The following is a 16,918-nucleotide window of genomic DNA, read 5'->3' as shown; positions in this document are numbered from 1 at the left end:
AACCACCGTACTGGTGCACGGCGTTTCGAGGCTCGCCTCTCGCCCCGCACCGTTCTGACGCATCCCCACGTCACCGGTTGCTCCGCTGGGGTGGTGCCCTGCGGAGCAAGCTATAGGTTTAGGTGACCTAAACCGCTTGGCCTCTGGACGCGGTGCGTTCTTGGCGGCATACTTGTCGTATGAAGCCCCGGAGATCCGGGGTTGCTGCGCTGGGCTGGGGGTGGGTCATGTCGGAACCGAACGAGCGTCAGTTGTTCGGCCGTCAGCGCCGCGCGAACGCGGAAGACGGTCCCCGTCAGAAGCGCTACACCGTGAAGGTGACGCGCGAGGAGGACGTTCAGCTCATCGCCCGCGCTGTCGCTCGGAGCGTGACCGTTCCGCGCCTCATGGTCGAGACCGCTATGAGTGCGCACATCGAGACCGACACCGATCGCAAGGCTGCGATCGCGGAACTGTTTGCCGTGCGCCGGCTCCTGGCCAACGTTGCGAACAACGTCAACCAGGTCGCTCGCTTTGCGAACGAGGAGAAGCAGTTCCCCGCCGACGCGCGCGCCATCGTGGAGGAGTACCGCGCGCTTGTCCCGCGGATCAGCGCCGCCATCGAGGAGCTGTCTGGCTCATGATGCCGAACATCACCCGCGGTGGGCGCATGGGCGGCCTGATGGTCTACCTCGCCGGCGAGGGGCGCACCAACGAGCACGAGGATCAGCACCTCGTCGCGGGTGACCCGGCCATCATGACGATGTACGGCGACGACGTCCTCGACCAGGCAACCGCCCTCGCGATCGCCCGCGACCTTGACGAGCCGCACCGCGTCTACGGGACCGAGGTCACCCAGCTCAAGAGCATCACCGACCCGGAGACCGGTGACGTGCACAAGGAGCGTATCGATGCGCACGTGTGGCACTGCTCCCTTTCGCTCGCGGCCGAAGAGGGGCAGGTGTCCGACGAGAAGTGGAACGCCATCGCCACCGACTTTGTCGATGCGATGGAGTTCACCGAGACGACCTCCGGGCGCTCTCCGGCGCGGTGGGTTGCCGTGCGTCACGGACTGTCGAAGAACGGTAACGACCACGTGCACATCGCGGTGTCTCTCGTCCGCGAGGACGGAACGAAGGTCAGCGTGCACCGCGACCGTCAGCGGTCGCAGGATGTCGCCCGGGAGCTCGAGGTCAAGTACGGACTGCAGCTCACGACGTCACGGCTGTCGGCCTCGGCTGAGCGTGGTGAGAAGCCCGCAGAGCGTCAGATAGCCGAGCGCTCCGGCGCGTCGGAGGTCAAGGCGCACCGCCTCGAGCGGGGTGTCCGTGCAGCCGCGGGAGCTGCGCAAACCGAGGGCGAGTTCGTTCGCCGGCTGCACCAGATGGGCATCGTCGCCAAGCCCCGCTTCGCCGCTGGCCGTGACGACGTCGTGGCCGGGTACTCCGTCGCGATCCGCCCTCAGAAGGGCGAGCCGATCGTCTGGCACGGCGGCGGCCGGCTTGCTCGTGACCTCACACTGCAGCGCCTCCGCGAGGGATGGACTGACAGCCCCGAGGCAGCGTCCGAGGGTGCCGCCGAGTGGCAGGCCACATGGCGGAACCCAGTCCGGTACAAGCCCGTCAGCCCCGGTATCGAGATGCGCGAACCGACACCGGAGATGTGGCAGGACTACACCGCCGACATCGGTCGCCTCCGCAAGCAGCTGGGCGACGTTCCCCGCGAGGACCGCGCCACGTGGGCCATCATCGCCAAGGAGACCAGTGCAGCATTCGCGGCATGGTCCGAGCGTGTTGAGGACACCCCGGGACCGCTGGCGGACGCGTCCCGTGTGCTTGCGCGCAGCGCTCAGCTCCGCAAGCACCAGGTGAAGCCCAAGCCCGCCGGCATGGCCTCCGCCTCGGGCGCCGCGATGCTGCTGCTCATGGCGACCAAGGGCGGGAAGGGAACGATGGCCGAGGCCATCCTGTTCCGCCAGCTCATTGCCACCACGCGCGCCCTCTACGAGTCGCACACGGCGATCCAGGACGCCCGCCAGGCGACACAGATCGCCGACGCGGTCGGCGCGAAACTCGACAGCGTGCGTGCACGACTGCCCGAGATCCCGAAGGCACCGAAGCAGGCTCCCAAGCGTGCAGCGACGTCGACGGCCACGCTTGACCCGGCCGCAGAAGCTGCCCATCGAGTCATCGAAGCGCAAAACGGCGCAGCCGCCGGACGCCCCTTGAACCCACTGCCGAACCGGATCGAACCGGCCAAGCCGGTGACACCAACCGTCCGCCCTGAGCGTGACGACCGAGACCGATAGAAACCGTGAGAGATAGGGGAACACGATGACTGATGTGGGGAACGTGAACAGCAACGAAGTCGAGCTCGAGCTCGACGGCGTGATGCGGACTTTGGTCGCGGCCGCAGGCCGCATGGGCGAGAACATGGCCCGGATGCGCGAGGAGCAGGCGAGGCGAGCGGAAGCTGTCAGCGTGCAGCGCGCACGCGAGACTGCCGCGCAGTTCGACCAGGAGCGCGCGATGGCGCGCGCTCTCGTGCAGCCGACTCGGGAACCGGCCTGGTGGGAGCGTGCCCGTCCCGAGGAAGTCGCGCACCTCTACGAGACGACCGCGGCGTGGAAAGACCACGACGGTGCGCTCGCCCAGGTGCACGCGCACATGGGGACCGTGCTCCGTGAGCGTTACGGCATCGACGTCGACAACATCGGTGCCGACCCCCGCCGTGTCGCCCAGGTGATCAAGGACCGCGTGGCCGAGGCCGACGGGGTCCCCGCCGAGGGCTCGACCGGGCAGGAGCGCCGTGAGGCGGAGCAGCTGCTGGGCGCCGCCGACCAGCACGACCGCAACGCGGAGACCGCACGCGGCGAGGCAGCGGCGGAACAGAGTGCCGGCGACGAAACTCCGAAGCTTAACGACCAGACGCCCTACGTCACGGTGAACCTCACCGCGGCCGAGGCAGGCACTCTCCACGAAGCCCTCAAGCAGACGCAGGACCGCCACGACCGAGCGGCCGACCCGCTTCAGTACGGACGCGAGTACGACGAGGAGGAGGCCCACGACCTCGTCAGCGCCGCTCAGGAGCAGAGCGGCATCGCCGGGCGGGCTGGCGACAAGGTCGACCAGGCCATGACCGAGCACGTCCCGGCCGCTGAGCCGCCCGCGATCGACCCGCAGACGGGCCGCCCTGTCGGGGTAGGTGCGAACGGTGAGATCGGCGCCGGCTACGTCGATGAACACCCCAAAGCCAACGACCGCGACGCGGTCATCCCGGTGACCCTCACCGAGGCCGAGGCGAGCACTGTCCGCGACGCCCTCGGTCGTCATAAGCGCGCCACGCAGGGAAGTATCGTCCGCCTCGAGGACCGAGCTGAGGGCGAGGCCCCTGACGTTGACCACCTCCGCATCTCGGAGGCGAAGATCGACCGCAGCACACGGGTCGGTCAGAAGCTCGAAAAGGCCGCTACCGAGCGCACTGCCAGCACCGCGGACCGCGACTCGGGACTCAACGCCTGGAACAGCAGCGACCGCCGCGACAACCACGCGGCCGAGATGGCGGCACAGAACGTCGCCCCAGAAGCCGTGCAGGCTCAGTACGGCGCCGACGTGTCCAACACCAAGCACCCCCGCTCGGCCGTGACCACGACCCGCGGCGTTGCCAAGGCCCGCAAGGCAACGACCCGCTCGATAGGCGCGCAGCGCGAGCGTGGGGAGCGCGGGCGATGAACACGCCAAAGCAGATGCTCGGCCCCGACGACAAGTGCGTCGACAACTGGAGCATCGTCAACCGCGTCCGTCCCGAGGATCGTCAATTGGTTTGGCTCTACAAGGACGAAGAACTGTTCTGGGATGAGCTAGTGACGGTGAGCGAGGCTTCAGATAAGAAGGTCCTTTACTACTGTGCCGGCGAGGACCAGCACTCGCACCGAGTGCCCCGCGCCGCAAGACGCAAGGAGGGGTACGACCTGGTCCTCAACGATTAGAGCTTTGACCGGCGAATGAGGCCACTCCCCATTGAAGGTATTGATCAGCTATCCATTCCGACTGGTAGAGAGCCGTCGTACTGACAGATGGCCTGGACCTTCTCGGCTGATGCGCTTGTCGTGTCGAATTGATAGCCCAGCCACTCCTTCGCCATGCGGCGGGCGACCTCGAGACCGATGACGCGCTGGCCCATGCAGAGCACCTGAGCATCGTTCGAAAGCACGCTTCGCTCGACGGAGAACGAGTCGTGCGCAGTGACGGCGCGGATGCCGGGAACCTTGTTCGCTGCAATCGCGACGCCGAGACCCGTGCCGCAGATAAGGATCGCGCGGTCGGCTTTTCCCTCGGCCACCATTCGCGCCGCGTCGACTGCGATATGGGGGTAGGTGGTGTGACCGTCGGCGTCGACGCCCACATCGGTGATGATCGATACCCGAGGGTCGGTCAACAGGTCGGCCTTGATGGCCTCTTTGTAGTCGAACCCGGCGTCATCCGAGCCGACGACGAGGCGATACGTGCGGTTGGCGCTCATGATGCTGTTCCTTCTTTCGAAGCGGTTGACCAGTTGAGGACTTCGCCGACGACCGTGACGATCATGGCCATGGACGTTGCTCCGGCATCGGGGGTGCCGACGCTCTTTTCCGCGAGCGGACGGGCTCGTCCCACCTTGGGTCGGAGTTCTGCGGTGGCCGACGCGGCGGCGACGGACACCTGAGCCGCCGCAGTCCAGGCCACCAGCAGAGAGTCGCCTGCGTCTACTCGCTCGCGCAGCGACCGCGCGAACGGCAGCAAGGCATCAAGCATGGTCTTGTCGCCTTCGCTCGCCCGGCCCAGGTCGACGATCGACTCGGCGAACGCGTCGACGCCATCGACGATCTGCACGGCCGCGTAGTCTTTACGGTCATCGGTCAGTGAGGTGGCGAGGGCTTCGAGCGCTGAACCCCAGAGGACCCCGGAGGTACCGCCGGCGTGCTCTGCCCAGGCCAAGCCAGCGCGGCTGAGCAGCCACGCGCCTCCTGCCCCGTCAGCAACGCCGTCGACCCGTGAGACGGCCGCGCCGATGCCCTTCAGCATTCCGCGTCCGTGATCGCCGTCGCCGGCCACTGCGTCGATCCGGCCGAGGGTTTCCTCTTCGCGGCGCAGCAGATCATGGATCGCGCCGAGCGCCGTGCGGACTCTGCCACCCAGCCGCGCCGCTGCCTCGGTGGCGGCAGGGGCGGTGTCGTCGACTCCGGCTGCGAGTTCGTCTGGTGAGGGCACCACGAGCTCGTCGAGTGGAGCTCGCAGTTTGCGGTACGCGGGGGTGTAGGCGTCGGCGCGCCAGAGCCGCTCGAGCTCATCGTCGAGCCACTGCAGAGTCAGCGAGACACCACCCATGTCGAGGCTGGTGACGAGCTCGCCCACCTCGGGTTCGACGACCTCGACATGGGCGTCGGCCAGTCTGCGAGCGACGTGACCCCAGAGCAGGAACAGCTCTTCATACTTGGTGGTGCCGAGGCCGTTGAGAATCGGAGCGACCTTGGACGAGGCACGGCGGGGCCGGTCCGCGAGCAGCCGGTCGACGAAGAGGTCGGCCAGGTCGGTCGCACGCATCAGCTCGACGTCGCGGATGCCCGGTTCGCCGTGGATGCCGAGCCCCAGGCCGAGGTGCCCCTCGGGTACCTCGAACAGCGGCTCAGTGGCGCCGGGCATCGTGCAGCCCGAGAAGGCTACGCCGAGTGTGCGAGTCGCGTCGTTCGAAGCATTGCCGATGCGCTCGACCTCGTCGAGCGAAGCGCCCTCGGCCGCTGCGGCGCCCATGGCCTTGAAGACCGAGAAATCACCCGCAATTCCGCGGCGCTTCGAGGGTTCGTCGGCGGAGGCGATGTCGTCGGTCACGACCACGATGCGAGTGTCGACACCTTCTTTGCAGAGGCGTTCGGCGGCGATGCCGAAGTTCATGATGTCGCCGGCGTAGTTGCCGAAGCTAAAGACGACGCCCTTGCCCTGGTCGGCAGCCTTCGCGACCGAGTAGGCCTGCGCGGCCGACGGCGAGGTGAAGATGTTGCCGACCACGGCCCCGGTGGCCAGGCCTGGGCCGACGGTGCCGCTGAAGGCGGGATAGTGGCCCGAGCCGCCGCCGATGACGACGGCGACCTGCGGGTCGCCCTGGCCGCGGTGGGAGACGACGCCGCCGGGCACGCCGCGAAGACGATCGGCGTACAGGGCGAGAAATCCGGTCAGTTGATCGTCGGCGAACTCGTCGGGATCGTCGTAGATGGTGGTCATGAGATGGTGCTCTCTCTACTGGTGGGTCGGCTGTGGCTGCGGCCGCCCTGGGGAACGTTGAGGAAGTGGATCATCACGAATGCGATGGCGTAGAGAGCGACGAAGGTCCACACGACTCCGACGCCCGAGCCGCCGAGCCCGAAGACCATGGCCACGACGCCCGAGCCGAGGAATGCGGCTCCACCCGCCGCCGTGGTGTACATCGCCATGGCGGCGCCTTTGTGGTCGGGCGCGAGGGCGGGCATGATCGCGCCCATCGGCACGAAGCCGGCGAGCAGGCAGCCGAAGACGCAGCCCGCGATCACGGAGAGCACGTAGCCCCAGTCGCTGCCGGCAGGGACGAGCTGGGGCACGTACCACCACAGCAGCAGGCCAAGGGCGGACCCTGCGATGCCGAACCACTTGACGGTGCGCTGCCAGCCGAATCTGTCGCCGATCGCGCCGAAGAGAGCGTTGACCAGGATGTTCGTGGCATAGACGCAGACCGTCATGAGCAGCCAGCGTGATTGACCCCAGCCGCGGTCTTCCGCGATGATCACCGGCAGCACGATGAACATCGCGTACTGCGGGGCTGTGTTGATCAGCCGGATGAGGAAGCCCATGAGGATCTTGCCTCGTGTGAAGGTGAGACGCAGCCCTGAGGTGAGTACCGCAGTGGCGCTCTCGCCGGCCGGCGCGATCCTTCGCCGCCCTCGCACTTCCTTCACCCCGAACCAGGCGATCAAGAACCCGATCACGACGAGGCCGATGGAGGCGATCATGGCACCGGTCTCGCCTATGGTTCCGCCGCCGAAAGTGGGGATGGCTCCGATGGCGAAGAGCGATCCGAGGGTGGGCAGGCCACCGGTGAAGGCGACGTAGAACCAGCCGACGGCTGAGCCGTTGCGCTCAACCGGCGTGATGATGTTGACCCACACCAGGAAGGCGAACGCGAAGATCGGGTAGCCGAAACCGCGGAGTGTGTAGGTCAGGGCGGTCAACGGGATGCTCTGAGCCTGGAGGCTCAGCAAGAACACCACCTCGAAGACGATCCAGATGAGGAACCCGATCAGCATGACCTTGCGCGGACCGATCAGGTCGGCGAGGGCCCCTGAAAGGTAGCTGCCCACGAGGACGGCAAGACTGTACCCGGTGATGATGTTGGCGACCGTTGCCTCGGGGGAGCCAAGGACCTCGATCATGTGCGGGGTGATGAAGTTGGATTCGACGCCGTTACCAGTCATGAAGACCAGCACGGCGACGAAGCCGGGGAATAGCACACGTGGCATGCCGAGACGGTCAAGGCGGCCCTGAGGGGTTGAGAAAGGACTAATGGTCGTTTCCGTTGTCATACCGCGACTCCGAATCCTTCTCAGGCGTGGACGGCGGCGGAGGTGGTGGCCTCGGTGAGGGAGGGAACGATGCTGACCTTGACGGAGCCGCCTTCGCTGTCGGCGACGAGGTCGAGGGCTTCTTGGAAGCGGTCGAGAGGGAACTGGTGGGTGCAGATCTCGTCCATGGGGAGCTTGCCGCTCTCGAGCAGCTTGATGGCGGCGGGCCAGCAGTGCGGGCCGAGGTGTGCGCCCAGCACGTTGAGCTCTTTGTCGTCGCTGATGATCGACCAGTCGACCGACGCGTTGGAGCCGAAGACTGAGTACTCGACGTAAGTGCCGAGTTTCCGCAGAATGTTCAGGCCCTGCGACACGGCGGAGGGGTGGCCGGTCGCCTCGATGTAGACGTCGGCACCGTATCCGTCGGTCAGTTCTTTGACCTTGGCGACGGCGTCCTCTTTCGTGATGTTGATCACGAGATCGGCGCCGGCCTTAGTGGCGAGGGCGAGCTTGTCGTCGCTCATGTCGAGCGCGATCACGAGCTTGGGGTTTTTCTGGCGGGTGCCGGCGATGGCTCCGAGGCCGATCGGTCCGGCGCCAGCGATGACGACGACGTCGTCGAACTTGATGTTGCCGCGTTCGACGGCGTGCATCGCGCATGACAGTGGTTCGGCGAAGGCGGCCACGTGCGGGGCGAGGTCGCGGCTGACTGGGTGGGTCAGCGCTCGGGTGGGTACGAGCACGTACTCAGCCATGGCGCCGTCGAAGCCCTTGAAACCGAACATGTCGTGCGGGCCGCACATCCAGTAGGCGCCCATCAGGCAGTAGCGGCATTCCCAGCAGGGCACGATCTGTTCGCACGCAATGCGGTCGCCGAGACTCACGCCTCGCTTGGCAAGGGCGGCGTCGTCGCCAGAGACGACGGTTCCTACGAACTCGTGGCCAGCGATGCGATCGCGCTCGGCCCAGGCCGGGCGGTTCTCGTCGCCCCAGAACTTGGCCGCGCCGTGGTAGCACTTGAGGTCGCTCGCACAGACGCCGACGGCGTCGACCTTGAGCAGCAACTCGCCGGGGCCGGGGGTCGGGACGTCGACGGTGTCGAGTCGGTAGTCCTCGGGGCCGTGCACGACGACTGCTTTCATCGTGGCCGGAACGGCGCTGGCGGAGTTGTCAATTTCGGAAATGGTGGCTGTGGACATCGTTGGTGGCCTCCTGCGTTTCGGCTGGCCGCGTCGTCGCGGCTTAGTCGCATCAGCGCGACTTTTTTAAGGCTACATCGGCCGGAACAAAAGTCAAGAACAGAATTTCCGCACGGCGAGAAATCGAACGTTTTTGCGCGAAAGACTTGCGGAAATTCTGTGAGGAACATAATTTCTTTTTGAGCCCCTCAGCGTGTGGGCTCAGGCAACGGCGGTGCGCCCCCCAGGTCACACCGCCGTTGCCGACCGATACCCGCATATCGAATGGAATTTTCGCAATGATGCGTTCCGCCTTCGTCGAGGGCATATGTGCTCTCGAGTCGTCCTCAACCCGTCTGGCATCGGTGCAGCTGTGACGGCTCTCGAGACCGCTCGTGGCCGAAATCAGCATGCGCGCGGCAACAACCGGAAGCGCAATCGTGCGATCGCCACGGGCGCGGTAGTCGTCGCCTTGCTTGTGGCCATGGGCCTCAGCACCACCGTTGTCGGAGCGGACTCAGACCTGGGCGCCGGTCCCGAAGCGTTCTCGGCCGAGGCGTGGGGCGCCGAGAACTTCCCCACGATCCAGCAGGGCATCGCCGAGCGAGCCGTCCCGGCCGACGAGCTAGCCGCCGCCGTGCTGGCTGACCCTGCCGCCGCGGGCGAGGAGTACGGCGTCGACGCCGGCACCGGTCCCGAGATCTCGACCACCTTCACCGGCACGGTCGGTGCCGGCCAGGCGGGTATCTACCCAGTCACCATCGAGGGTGTGCCGAGCGACATCTTGATCCGCGTGCAGACCGGCCCCGCGATCAACGGCACCGACCTGCGCGACGCGACCGGCACCGTCGAGTTCGGGCAGTTCACGAACCAGATCGACTACCAGGACGCTGCGTCCGCGCTCAACGAGCAACTCAAGTCCACCGTGCTCGGCGACATCGACACGACAACGCTCGAGGGGAAAACGGTCGAGGTCACCGGGGCGTTCCAGCTGATCAACCCGGCTGGTTGGCTCGTGACCCCGTCCGACCTGGTCGTCCAGTGAGCACCGTCGAAAGCGCCGAGCCTGCCACGGGTGACGTCGTGCTGCGGGCGGTCGACGTCGTCAAGACCTACGGCGCCACGCGAGCCCTCAAGGGCGTCGGGTTCTCCATCCACCGCGGGCAGGTGACCACGCTGTTCGGCGAGAACGGCGCGGGCAAGTCGACGCTGATGAAGATCCTGTCGGGAGTCGAGCAGCCCACCTCGGGCGAGATCGTGCTGCACGGCGAGCCGGTTGTGTTCGCCAACACGGTCGACGCTCGGGAGCGCGGCATCTCGATCATCCATCAGGAGTTGAGCCTCGCCCCGAACCTGTCGGTGCGCGACAACATCTTCCTCGGGCGCGAGATCCAGGGGCCGACCGGTGTCGACTACGCCGAGGAGGCGCGCCAGGCCAAGGCCGTCCTCGACGAGCTCGGCGAGGACATCGATCCTCTGACCACCGTGGCGGACCTCCGGCTCGGACAGCAGCAACTGGTCGAGATCGCTCGCGCCCTGTCGGTCGACGCGCGCATCCTGATCATGGACGAACCGACCAGCGCGCTCAGCGCCGCAGAGGTCGAGGTCCTATTCACGGTCATCCACGATCTGACCTCGCGCGGCGTCTCCATCGTCTACATCTCTCACCACCTCGAGGAGGCGCTGGAGATCACCGACCACGCCGTCGTGCTCCGCGACGGTTCGGTCACAGCAACGGCGGTCGCCGCCGACATCGATCTCGCCTGGGTCGTCCGGGCGATGGTCGGCGAGGGGTTCGACCTCGGATCGCCGCCCTCCGGATATGAGTTCGGCGAAGTCGCCCTCTCGATCCAGGGCGTGACGGTACCCGACCGCGACATCGCCGACCGCAACGTGGTCGATCATCTCGATCTTGACGTCCGGGCCGGCGAGATCGTCTGCCTCTACGGGCTGATGGGAGCCGGACGTACCGAGCTGCTGGAGGCAGTCGCCGGCCGCAGCTCAGTAAGCGAGGGGCGCATCCTGAAGAACGGGCGCGACCTAGCCGGGCTGTCGATCGCCGAGCGAATCGACGAGGGTCTCGGACTCGTCCCGGAAGATCGACAGCGCGACGGTCTCGTCCAGACCATGACGGTCGGTCGCAACATGTCGCTGGCCAGCATCGGATCGTTCGTCAGAGGTCTTTTCCTCTCGGGCCGCCGCGAGGTCGACCTTGTCACCGACTCGATCCGAACCGTTCACGTCAAGACCTCGGGCGGCGGCGCCATGATCGGCTCGCTCTCGGGCGGCAACCAGCAGAAAGTCGTCATCGGCAAGATGCTCGCCACCGAGCCCGACGTGATCCTGCTCGACGAGCCCAGCCGCGGGATCGACATCGGCGCCAAGGCTGAAGTTTTTCGTCTGCTTGCCGAGCGCGCCCGCAATGGTCTCGCCGTCGTCTACACGACCTCGGAAGTCGGCGAGTGCCTCAGCATCGCCCACCGCATCGTCGTCATGAGTCGCGGCCGCATCGCCGCCGAGTTCGGAGCCGACACCACCAAAGAAGCCATCATGGCCGCCTCGGGCGAGGCCGTGATCTCGTGACCACCACCGAACGGAAGTCCATCATGACCACCACCGCGCCCGGACAGCGACGCCCCTCCCTCTTCGCCGACGGGTTCGACCTCGGCCGATTGTTGCTGCAAGGGCGGGCATTCTTCGCCCTCATCGCCATCATCATCGTCTTCTCGGTGCTGTCGCCGAACTACTTCACGATCGGCAACCTGCTGACGATGTCCTCCCACGTCGCGGTGTACGCGATCCTCGCGATCGGCATGCTGCTCGTCATCCTGAACGGCGGCATCGATCTCTCTGTCGGATCAACGCTCGGCTTCTCGGGCGTGATCGCCGGCTTCTTGATGAACGGTGTCGCAATCGGCGGCACCACCCTCTACCCGGCACTCTGGGTCGTGGTCGTGCTCTCATGCGCAATGGGCGCCTTCATCGGGCTCCTCAACGGCATACTCGTCGCCCGGTTCAAGGTCGCGCCATTCGTGGCGACGCTCGGCATGCTCTACGTCGTCCGCGGCGTCGGTCTGCTGATGACCAACGGCCTCACGTACAACGACCTCGCAGGCGACCCGGCCCTCGGGAACACCGGCTTCGACTGGCTCGGCTTCAACCGGCTGCTCGGGCTGCCCATCGGCGTGATCGTGATGATCGTGGCCGCGATCGCGGTCAGCCTCCTGCTGAACCGCACCGTCTTCGGTCGCTGGCTGTACGCCTCGGGCGGCAACGAACGTGCCGCCGAGCTGTCCGGCGTGCCGGTCAAGCGGGTCAAGGTGCGCGTCTACGTGCTCTCCGGCCTGTTCGCCGCGATCGCCGGACTGATCCTGTCGTCCGAGCTGACGAGCGCCAGCCCCACGGCCGGCAACTCCTACGAGCTCACGGCCATCGCCGCCGTCGTCATCGGCGGAGCCGCTCTCTCAGGCGGTATCGGCAACATCCGGGGCACCCTGCTCGGCGCGTTCGTTATCGGATTTCTCTCCGACGGCCTCGTCATCATCGGCGTCTCGTCCTACTGGCAGACCGTCTTCACCGGCGCCGTCATCGTCCTCGCCGTGCTGCTGAACGCCGTGCAGTACAAGGGCAGGCCCCGACGCTCCCGTGGCGGTGGTCGCTCCGGCGACGCCGCCGCCCCCTCGACCCCTTCTCCCGCCACGAACGCTGCGGCTCCCGCCAGTGCCGTTCCAGAGAAGATCCACGGTTGACTCCCGTCGACCGTGACACAGCGAAAGGAAACACAATGAACCGCAAGCTGGCAACGGTGCTCGCCGCGGGCGCGGGCCTCACGCTCGTCCTCTCGGGCTGCGCCTCCGGAGACACCTCCGACGCCGGATCGGGTGCTTCGGGCGACGCGGCCGAGGGCGGCCTGATCTCGATCATCGTCAACGACCCGTCGAACCCCTACTGGCAGACCGAGGGCAACGTGGCCGAGGCCGAGGCGAAGGCGCTCGGGTACGAGGCCAACGTCGCTGCCTCGAAGGGCGACACGAACACCGAGAGCAACCTGATCGACACCGCCATCACCAACAAGTCGGTAGCAATCATCCTCGACCCAGCCAACGCCTCCGGCTCGGTCGGTGCCGTCAAAAAAGCCGACGCAGCTGGCATCCCAGTGATCCTGGTCAACGCCGAAATCAACGAGACCGGGCTCGCCAAGGCCCAACTCGTCTCCAACAACGCCCAAGGTGCCGCCCTCGGTGCGCAGCAGTGGGTAAAGGATGTTGGAGACAGCGGTTCCTACGCCGAGCTTTTCGGCGCACCGTCGGACAACAACGCTCAGACCCGTTCGAACGGTTACGCGACCGTCATCTCGCAGTACCCGGGGCTGACCGAAGTCGCCGAGCAGGTCGCCAACTGGGACCGTACCCAGGGCCATGACAAGATGCAGTCCATCCTGCAGGCGAACCCGGATGTCACCGGTGTGATTTCGGGTAACGACGAGATGGCCCTCGGCGCCATCGCGGCCCTGAAGGAAGCCGGCAAACTCGAACAGGTCAAGGTCGGCGGCTTCGACGGCTCGCCCGACGCAATCGACGCTGTGAAGGCGGGCGAGCTTCAGTACACCGTCCTCCAGCCGGTGGCGACTTTCGCCAAGGAGGCAGTCCAGCAGGCCGACTCCTACATCCGCACCGGCGAGACCGGTGCCTCAGAAGAGAAGCAGGCATTCGACTGCGTCCTCATCACCAAGGAGAACGCGGACCAGGTCACCGAGCCCTTCACTCTCTCCGAGTAGCTAGCTCTCTGCCCGTCGAGATGCCACCTATGCAAGCCTCTGTAGATTGAGGGGGCGCTAGGTGGCATCTCGCCGGCAGCACCGCATCAGCGCGACGCCAGGAAGAGAGCACCATGTCGCCCGTCAACTCACCGCCTGACGCCCCCGGGCGCGCTGCCGTCAGGTTTCCCCTAGATGTCGTCTACCAAGCAGCACGGATGTACTACCTCGAGGACGCGACCCAGGTCGAGATCGCGCAACGACTCGACGTGTCTCGCCCGACTGTTAGCCGCCTGATCGCGGAAGCTCGTCGACTGGGCTTAGTTCATATCAGCGTCACCGATCCGTTCGTTGACGAGAACGCCGGTCTCGCCGACGCTCTCCGTGACGCTCTCGGGCTGAAGGCCGTCTACTTAGCACCCGTGACGCACGCTTCAACGCTCGGTAGCGACCTTGCCATCCCCGTCGCTGCTGCAATCGCGGACATGCAATTGGGGGCAGGGGACACGCTCCTTATGTCACTGGGCCGAACAGTGCATGACCTTGTCTTCTCGAGATCGCTCCCGCCCCTCAGCGGAGTGACGATCGTGCCTGCCGTCGGAGGTCAAGCCGAGCCGCAGCCATGGTTCCAGACCAACGAGATAACCCGGATGGCGGCCGAGGTGTCGGGAGCCCGGTCAAGGTTCCTCTTTACTCAATCCTTCCCCAGCGCGGGAATGCGCGCAGGTCTGGAAGCCGATCCGACGTTCCTCCAGGTGACGAATTCTTGGAAGACCGCCAAGGGTGCGCTCTTGGGGATCGGAGCTCCCACAGCCACGCGTGAAAATCTGTCGACGGGACTCCCAGAAGACAAGCACCTGTTCGACGAAGCAGCGGGAGACGTCTGCCTCAACTTCTTCCGGGCCGACGGCTCCGCGGTCGACTTCCCGGGAAGCGAACGCATGGTCCGCGTCTCACGCGAAAACCTTGCCAATCTCCCACACGCCGTAGGCGTGGCCGTCGGTGAGGACAAGGTCCTCAGTATCACGGGCGCCATTCGAGCCTCACTGATCAATCACCTAGTAACGGACCCCGCGACAGCCAAAGCTTTGTTACTTGGCCCCGAAGGCGGTCTTAGCGCGATTGATTACGGGCGGAGCGGCCCGGCCGGAGGGTCACGCGAGGGTCACCGAGGAAATTCTGGCGCGAAGGGCTTCGACGAGAGCGGTCACGGACTCGTCTGATGAGGCTCGAGTGATGGCCAGGATGGCGCGTTCGAGTGGCGGTTGCAGTCCCACGGCAACCGTTCCGGGTGGGAGGGCGCTCCTCGGGACGGGGGCGATGCCAAAACCCGCTGAGGCCAAAGCTGCGGCTTGCTGTACGGAGCGGGTCTGCAGTTTGTAGGCGACAAGTACTCCGGCGCCGGCGAGGCGTTCGGCTAGCCAGGAACTGTAGCCGTTTGACGCGTCCACCCCGATCAGGCCCGCCCCGTCGCCGAGCGCCGCGATCGGTGTCCGGCCCGGCGAGTCCTCTCCAACGGTGCGGCCGACGACGACGATCTCCTCCATCCCCAGACGCTCTACATGCAGCCCGTCCAGCGTCGCCGGACCCGGGACGACGACGAGGTCGAGAAGGCCGGCGCGCAGGTCGACGATCGAGGCGGAGGCACTGGTCGTCTCGACGAGCTGCAGAGGCGTGCGTCCCTCGGCGTTCCACCGGGTGACCACGGGGACGAGAAAGGGCAGGGTGAAGCTCTCGGCCACGGCAAGCCGGATTGGCTGCTCCGCGTTCGCTGTCCGCGCGGCCGACACAGCGCGCTCGGCGGCGTTGACAGCAACGCGGGCGTGATCGACAAGTGCGCGGCCGCGTCGGGTGAGTACGGCGCCGGCAGGGTTCCGGTCCACGAGAGGCACCCCGACCTCGCGCTCCAGGGACGCAACCTGATGGGAGACCGCGGGCTGCGAGAGATGTAGTGCACGAGCGGTCGCGCCGATCGACCCGAGCCGGGCTAGCACCACCATTACCTCGAGGGCGCGCAAACTAGGCATAGACAAACCTTATGCCTAAACCTCAATAAATGAGGGCCGTTTATGGATTGAGCGTGTCCGTCCCCTGGTTGTGTCGAAGGAGGGAGCCGCACGGGCTCCCGTCGAGGAGGCCACCATGACCAAGAAAAAGAACCGCGTGCTCATCGTCGGCGGGGGATCTGGCATAGCCCGTGCTCTCGTGCGCGAGCTGCTCGCGAGGGGGGACGAGGTGATCGTTGGCGGTCGTCACCCTGAGACACTCGGTGACGACGTCGGAGAGGCCGGTGACCGGCTCCAGTCTGTCCGGATCGACCTCGCCGATGAGGCAAGCATCGCGGCGGCCGCCGATCTCGGACCGCTCGACTTCGTCGTGTCATTCGCCGCGGCACACGCGAACGGCCCGGTTCACGAGCTGAAGCGCGACGCAGTCGTGACGGCGTTCGACGCGAAGGTCATCGGGCCGATCCTGCTCGCCAAGCACCTCGCCTCCTCGATCCGGCCAGGTGGAGGCTTCCTGCTCTTTTCCGGCGTCGCAGCCTGGAAGCCGTCGGCCGGACTCGCGGTGATGGCGACGACCAACGGAGCGGTCTCCTTCCTCGTCGAGGCGCTGGCGGTCGAGCTCGCCCCGGTCCGCGCCATCGCGATCTCGCCCGGGATCATCGACTCCGGCTCCTGGGACACGCTGGGCGAGAAGGAGAAGTCGAAGATGTTCTCCGAGACGGCAGCAAACAATCCTGCTCGCCGAATCGGCTCGGTCGACGACATCGTCTCCGCCGTGCGCTTCGCGATGGACAACACGTTTATTACAGGGACGACACTGCACGTCGACGGCGGCGGGCGGCTCGCATGAACCGCCGCGCACCCCTGCTCGCCGTCGGTCTCGCCGCGCTCCTCGCCACCGCCGGCTGCGCGAGCACGGCAGCGACCGAGGACCCGGCTGCAGCAGTAAGCCATGACGACGGCCTCGTGCAACCCGGAACTGTGCATCTGGGGGACTCGAGCGTCGAGACGAGCAGACCCGTCGTCCTCCGCGCACAGCAGCTCTACGCTTTCTGGAACACGGGAGACCCGTCGTGGCTCGAGCTCGCCGTCGACGACTCTTTCCTTGACCGCACCCTTCCCGAGGGGCGACCCCAGGGACCCGAGGGGCCGATCGCCGCCTCGGAGCAATTCCGCGCAGCGGTGCCCGACCTGGCTTGCTCGCTTGACGACCTGTACGTCACGGGTGACACCTTCACCGCGCGCCTCACCTTCACGGGCCACTTCACCGGCGTCTCCGGGGGAGTCCAGGGCCAGGGCCAGCCGATCAAGTTCGGCGCGATCGACATCCAGCACATCGGCACGAGCGGGCGGATCGTCGAGGACTGGCACCTCGAGGACAACCTCGCCTTCCAGCAGCAGGCAGGCCTCCTGCCGAAACCGACCTCCTAAC

Annotated in this window: 18 protein-coding genes; 11 read left to right on the top strand and 7 right to left on the bottom strand. The window is 66.4% G+C overall.

What is annotated here, in order from left to right; translation table 11 throughout:
* Positions 1-127: 127 nt before the first annotated feature.
* On the bottom strand, positions 128-229 hold the full coding sequence (locus IFT90_RS17715) for a hypothetical protein (protein WP_371812353.1): 102 nt from the start codon (positions 227-229) through the stop codon (positions 128-130).
* Between IFT90_RS17715 and mobC the strand changes: the two genes are divergently transcribed.
* From mobC to IFT90_RS15855, 4 genes are read left to right on the top strand one after another with little or no spacing between them, the layout of a single operon-like run.
* Positions 228-623 (top strand): plasmid mobilization relaxosome protein MobC, encoded by a 396-nt coding sequence (gene mobC, locus IFT90_RS15870; RefSeq protein WP_197982464.1) that lies wholly within the window; start codon positions 228-230, stop codon positions 621-623. The genes IFT90_RS17715 and mobC overlap by 2 nt on opposite strands.
* A complete protein-coding gene (locus tag IFT90_RS15865) occupies positions 620-2,287 on the top strand; it encodes a relaxase/mobilization nuclease domain-containing protein (RefSeq protein ID WP_192043177.1) in 1,668 nt (555 codons plus the stop codon). The genes mobC and IFT90_RS15865 overlap by 4 nt, the downstream gene beginning before the upstream one ends.
* A 43-nt stretch (positions 2,288-2,330) precedes the next feature.
* Positions 2,331-3,710, top strand: coding sequence for a hypothetical protein (locus IFT90_RS15860; protein WP_192043176.1), 1,380 nt, complete (start codon positions 2,331-2,333; stop codon positions 3,708-3,710).
* A complete protein-coding gene (locus tag IFT90_RS15855) occupies positions 3,707-3,967 on the top strand; it encodes a hypothetical protein (protein WP_192043175.1) in 261 nt (86 codons plus the stop codon). The genes IFT90_RS15860 and IFT90_RS15855 overlap by 4 nt, the downstream gene beginning before the upstream one ends.
* 44 nt (positions 3,968-4,011) lie before the next feature.
* Here IFT90_RS15855 and IFT90_RS15850 read toward each other — a convergent pair whose 3' ends face one another.
* From IFT90_RS15850 to IFT90_RS15830, 5 genes are all read right to left on the bottom strand, one after another.
* Complete coding sequence (locus tag IFT90_RS15850; RefSeq protein WP_192043174.1) at positions 4,012-4,500, bottom strand: ribose-5-phosphate isomerase; 489 nt, start codon at positions 4,498-4,500, stop codon at positions 4,012-4,014.
* Positions 4,497-6,236, bottom strand: a complete 1,740-nt coding sequence (locus IFT90_RS15845) for a dihydroxyacetone kinase family protein (protein WP_192043173.1) — start codon at positions 6,234-6,236, stop codon at positions 4,497-4,499. Before IFT90_RS15845 ends, IFT90_RS15850 begins: the two co-directional genes overlap by 4 nt.
* Entirely contained in the window at positions 6,233-7,504 is a 1,272-nt protein-coding gene (locus IFT90_RS15840; protein ID WP_244645019.1) for an RbtT/DalT/CsbX family MFS transporter, read from the bottom strand. Before IFT90_RS15840 ends, IFT90_RS15845 begins: the two co-directional genes overlap by 4 nt.
* 83 nt (positions 7,505-7,587) lie before the next feature.
* Positions 7,588-8,745: a zinc-binding dehydrogenase gene (locus IFT90_RS15835; protein WP_192043171.1), complete on the bottom strand. Its 1,158-nt coding sequence runs from the start codon at positions 8,743-8,745 to the stop codon at positions 7,588-7,590.
* Positions 8,746-8,797: 52 nt separating this feature from the next.
* Positions 8,798-9,052: a hypothetical protein gene (locus IFT90_RS15830; protein WP_192043218.1), complete on the bottom strand. Its 255-nt coding sequence runs from the start codon at positions 9,050-9,052 to the stop codon at positions 8,798-8,800.
* Between the two features lie 45 nt (positions 9,053-9,097).
* Between IFT90_RS15830 and IFT90_RS15825 the strand changes: the two genes are divergently transcribed.
* The 5 genes from IFT90_RS15825 (at position 9,098) to IFT90_RS15805 (ending at position 14,703) form a co-directional block, all read left to right on the top strand.
* Positions 9,098-9,769: a DUF2291 family protein gene (locus tag IFT90_RS15825; RefSeq protein ID WP_207106328.1), complete on the top strand. Its 672-nt coding sequence runs from the start codon at positions 9,098-9,100 to the stop codon at positions 9,767-9,769.
* Positions 9,766-11,307 (top strand): ATP-binding cassette domain-containing protein, encoded by a 1,542-nt coding sequence (locus tag IFT90_RS15820; protein WP_192043170.1) that lies wholly within the window; start codon positions 9,766-9,768, stop codon positions 11,305-11,307. Before IFT90_RS15825 ends, IFT90_RS15820 begins: the two co-directional genes overlap by 4 nt.
* A complete protein-coding gene (locus IFT90_RS15815; RefSeq protein ID WP_371812351.1) occupies positions 11,304-12,473 on the top strand; it encodes an ABC transporter permease in 1,170 nt (389 codons plus the stop codon). The genes IFT90_RS15820 and IFT90_RS15815 overlap by 4 nt, the downstream gene beginning before the upstream one ends.
* Positions 12,474-12,508: 35 nt before the next feature.
* A complete protein-coding gene (locus IFT90_RS15810; protein WP_192043169.1) occupies positions 12,509-13,501 on the top strand; it encodes a D-ribose ABC transporter substrate-binding protein in 993 nt (330 codons plus the stop codon).
* 197 nt (positions 13,502-13,698) lie between these two features.
* Positions 13,699-14,703 carry a sugar-binding transcriptional regulator gene (locus IFT90_RS15805; protein ID WP_199861920.1) on the top strand — a complete coding sequence of 335 codons (1,005 nt, stop codon included), beginning with the start codon at positions 13,699-13,701 and terminating at the stop codon, positions 14,701-14,703.
* On the opposite strand, the gene IFT90_RS15800 is transcribed toward IFT90_RS15805, so the two are convergent.
* A complete protein-coding gene (locus IFT90_RS15800) occupies positions 14,635-15,507 on the bottom strand; it encodes a LysR family transcriptional regulator (protein WP_192043167.1) in 873 nt (290 codons plus the stop codon). The two genes, IFT90_RS15805 and IFT90_RS15800, sit on opposite strands and share 69 nt — an antisense overlap.
* A gap of 115 nt (positions 15,508-15,622) precedes the next feature.
* Between IFT90_RS15800 and IFT90_RS15795 the strand changes: the two genes are divergently transcribed.
* Positions 15,623-16,336 carry an SDR family oxidoreductase gene (locus IFT90_RS15795; protein ID WP_192043166.1) on the top strand — a complete coding sequence of 238 codons (714 nt, stop codon included), beginning with the start codon at positions 15,623-15,625 and terminating at the stop codon, positions 16,334-16,336.
* Entirely contained in the window at positions 16,333-16,917 is a 585-nt protein-coding gene (locus IFT90_RS15790) for an ester cyclase (protein WP_192043165.1), read from the top strand. Before IFT90_RS15795 ends, IFT90_RS15790 begins: the two co-directional genes overlap by 4 nt.
* Position 16,918: the final 1 nt, after the last annotated feature.

The organism is Frigoribacterium sp. CFBP 8766 (assembly GCF_014841435.1).
Lineage (GTDB): Bacteria > Actinomycetota > Actinomycetes > Actinomycetales > Microbacteriaceae > Frigoribacterium.
This window is presented reverse-complemented; position numbering and strand designations above follow the sequence as displayed.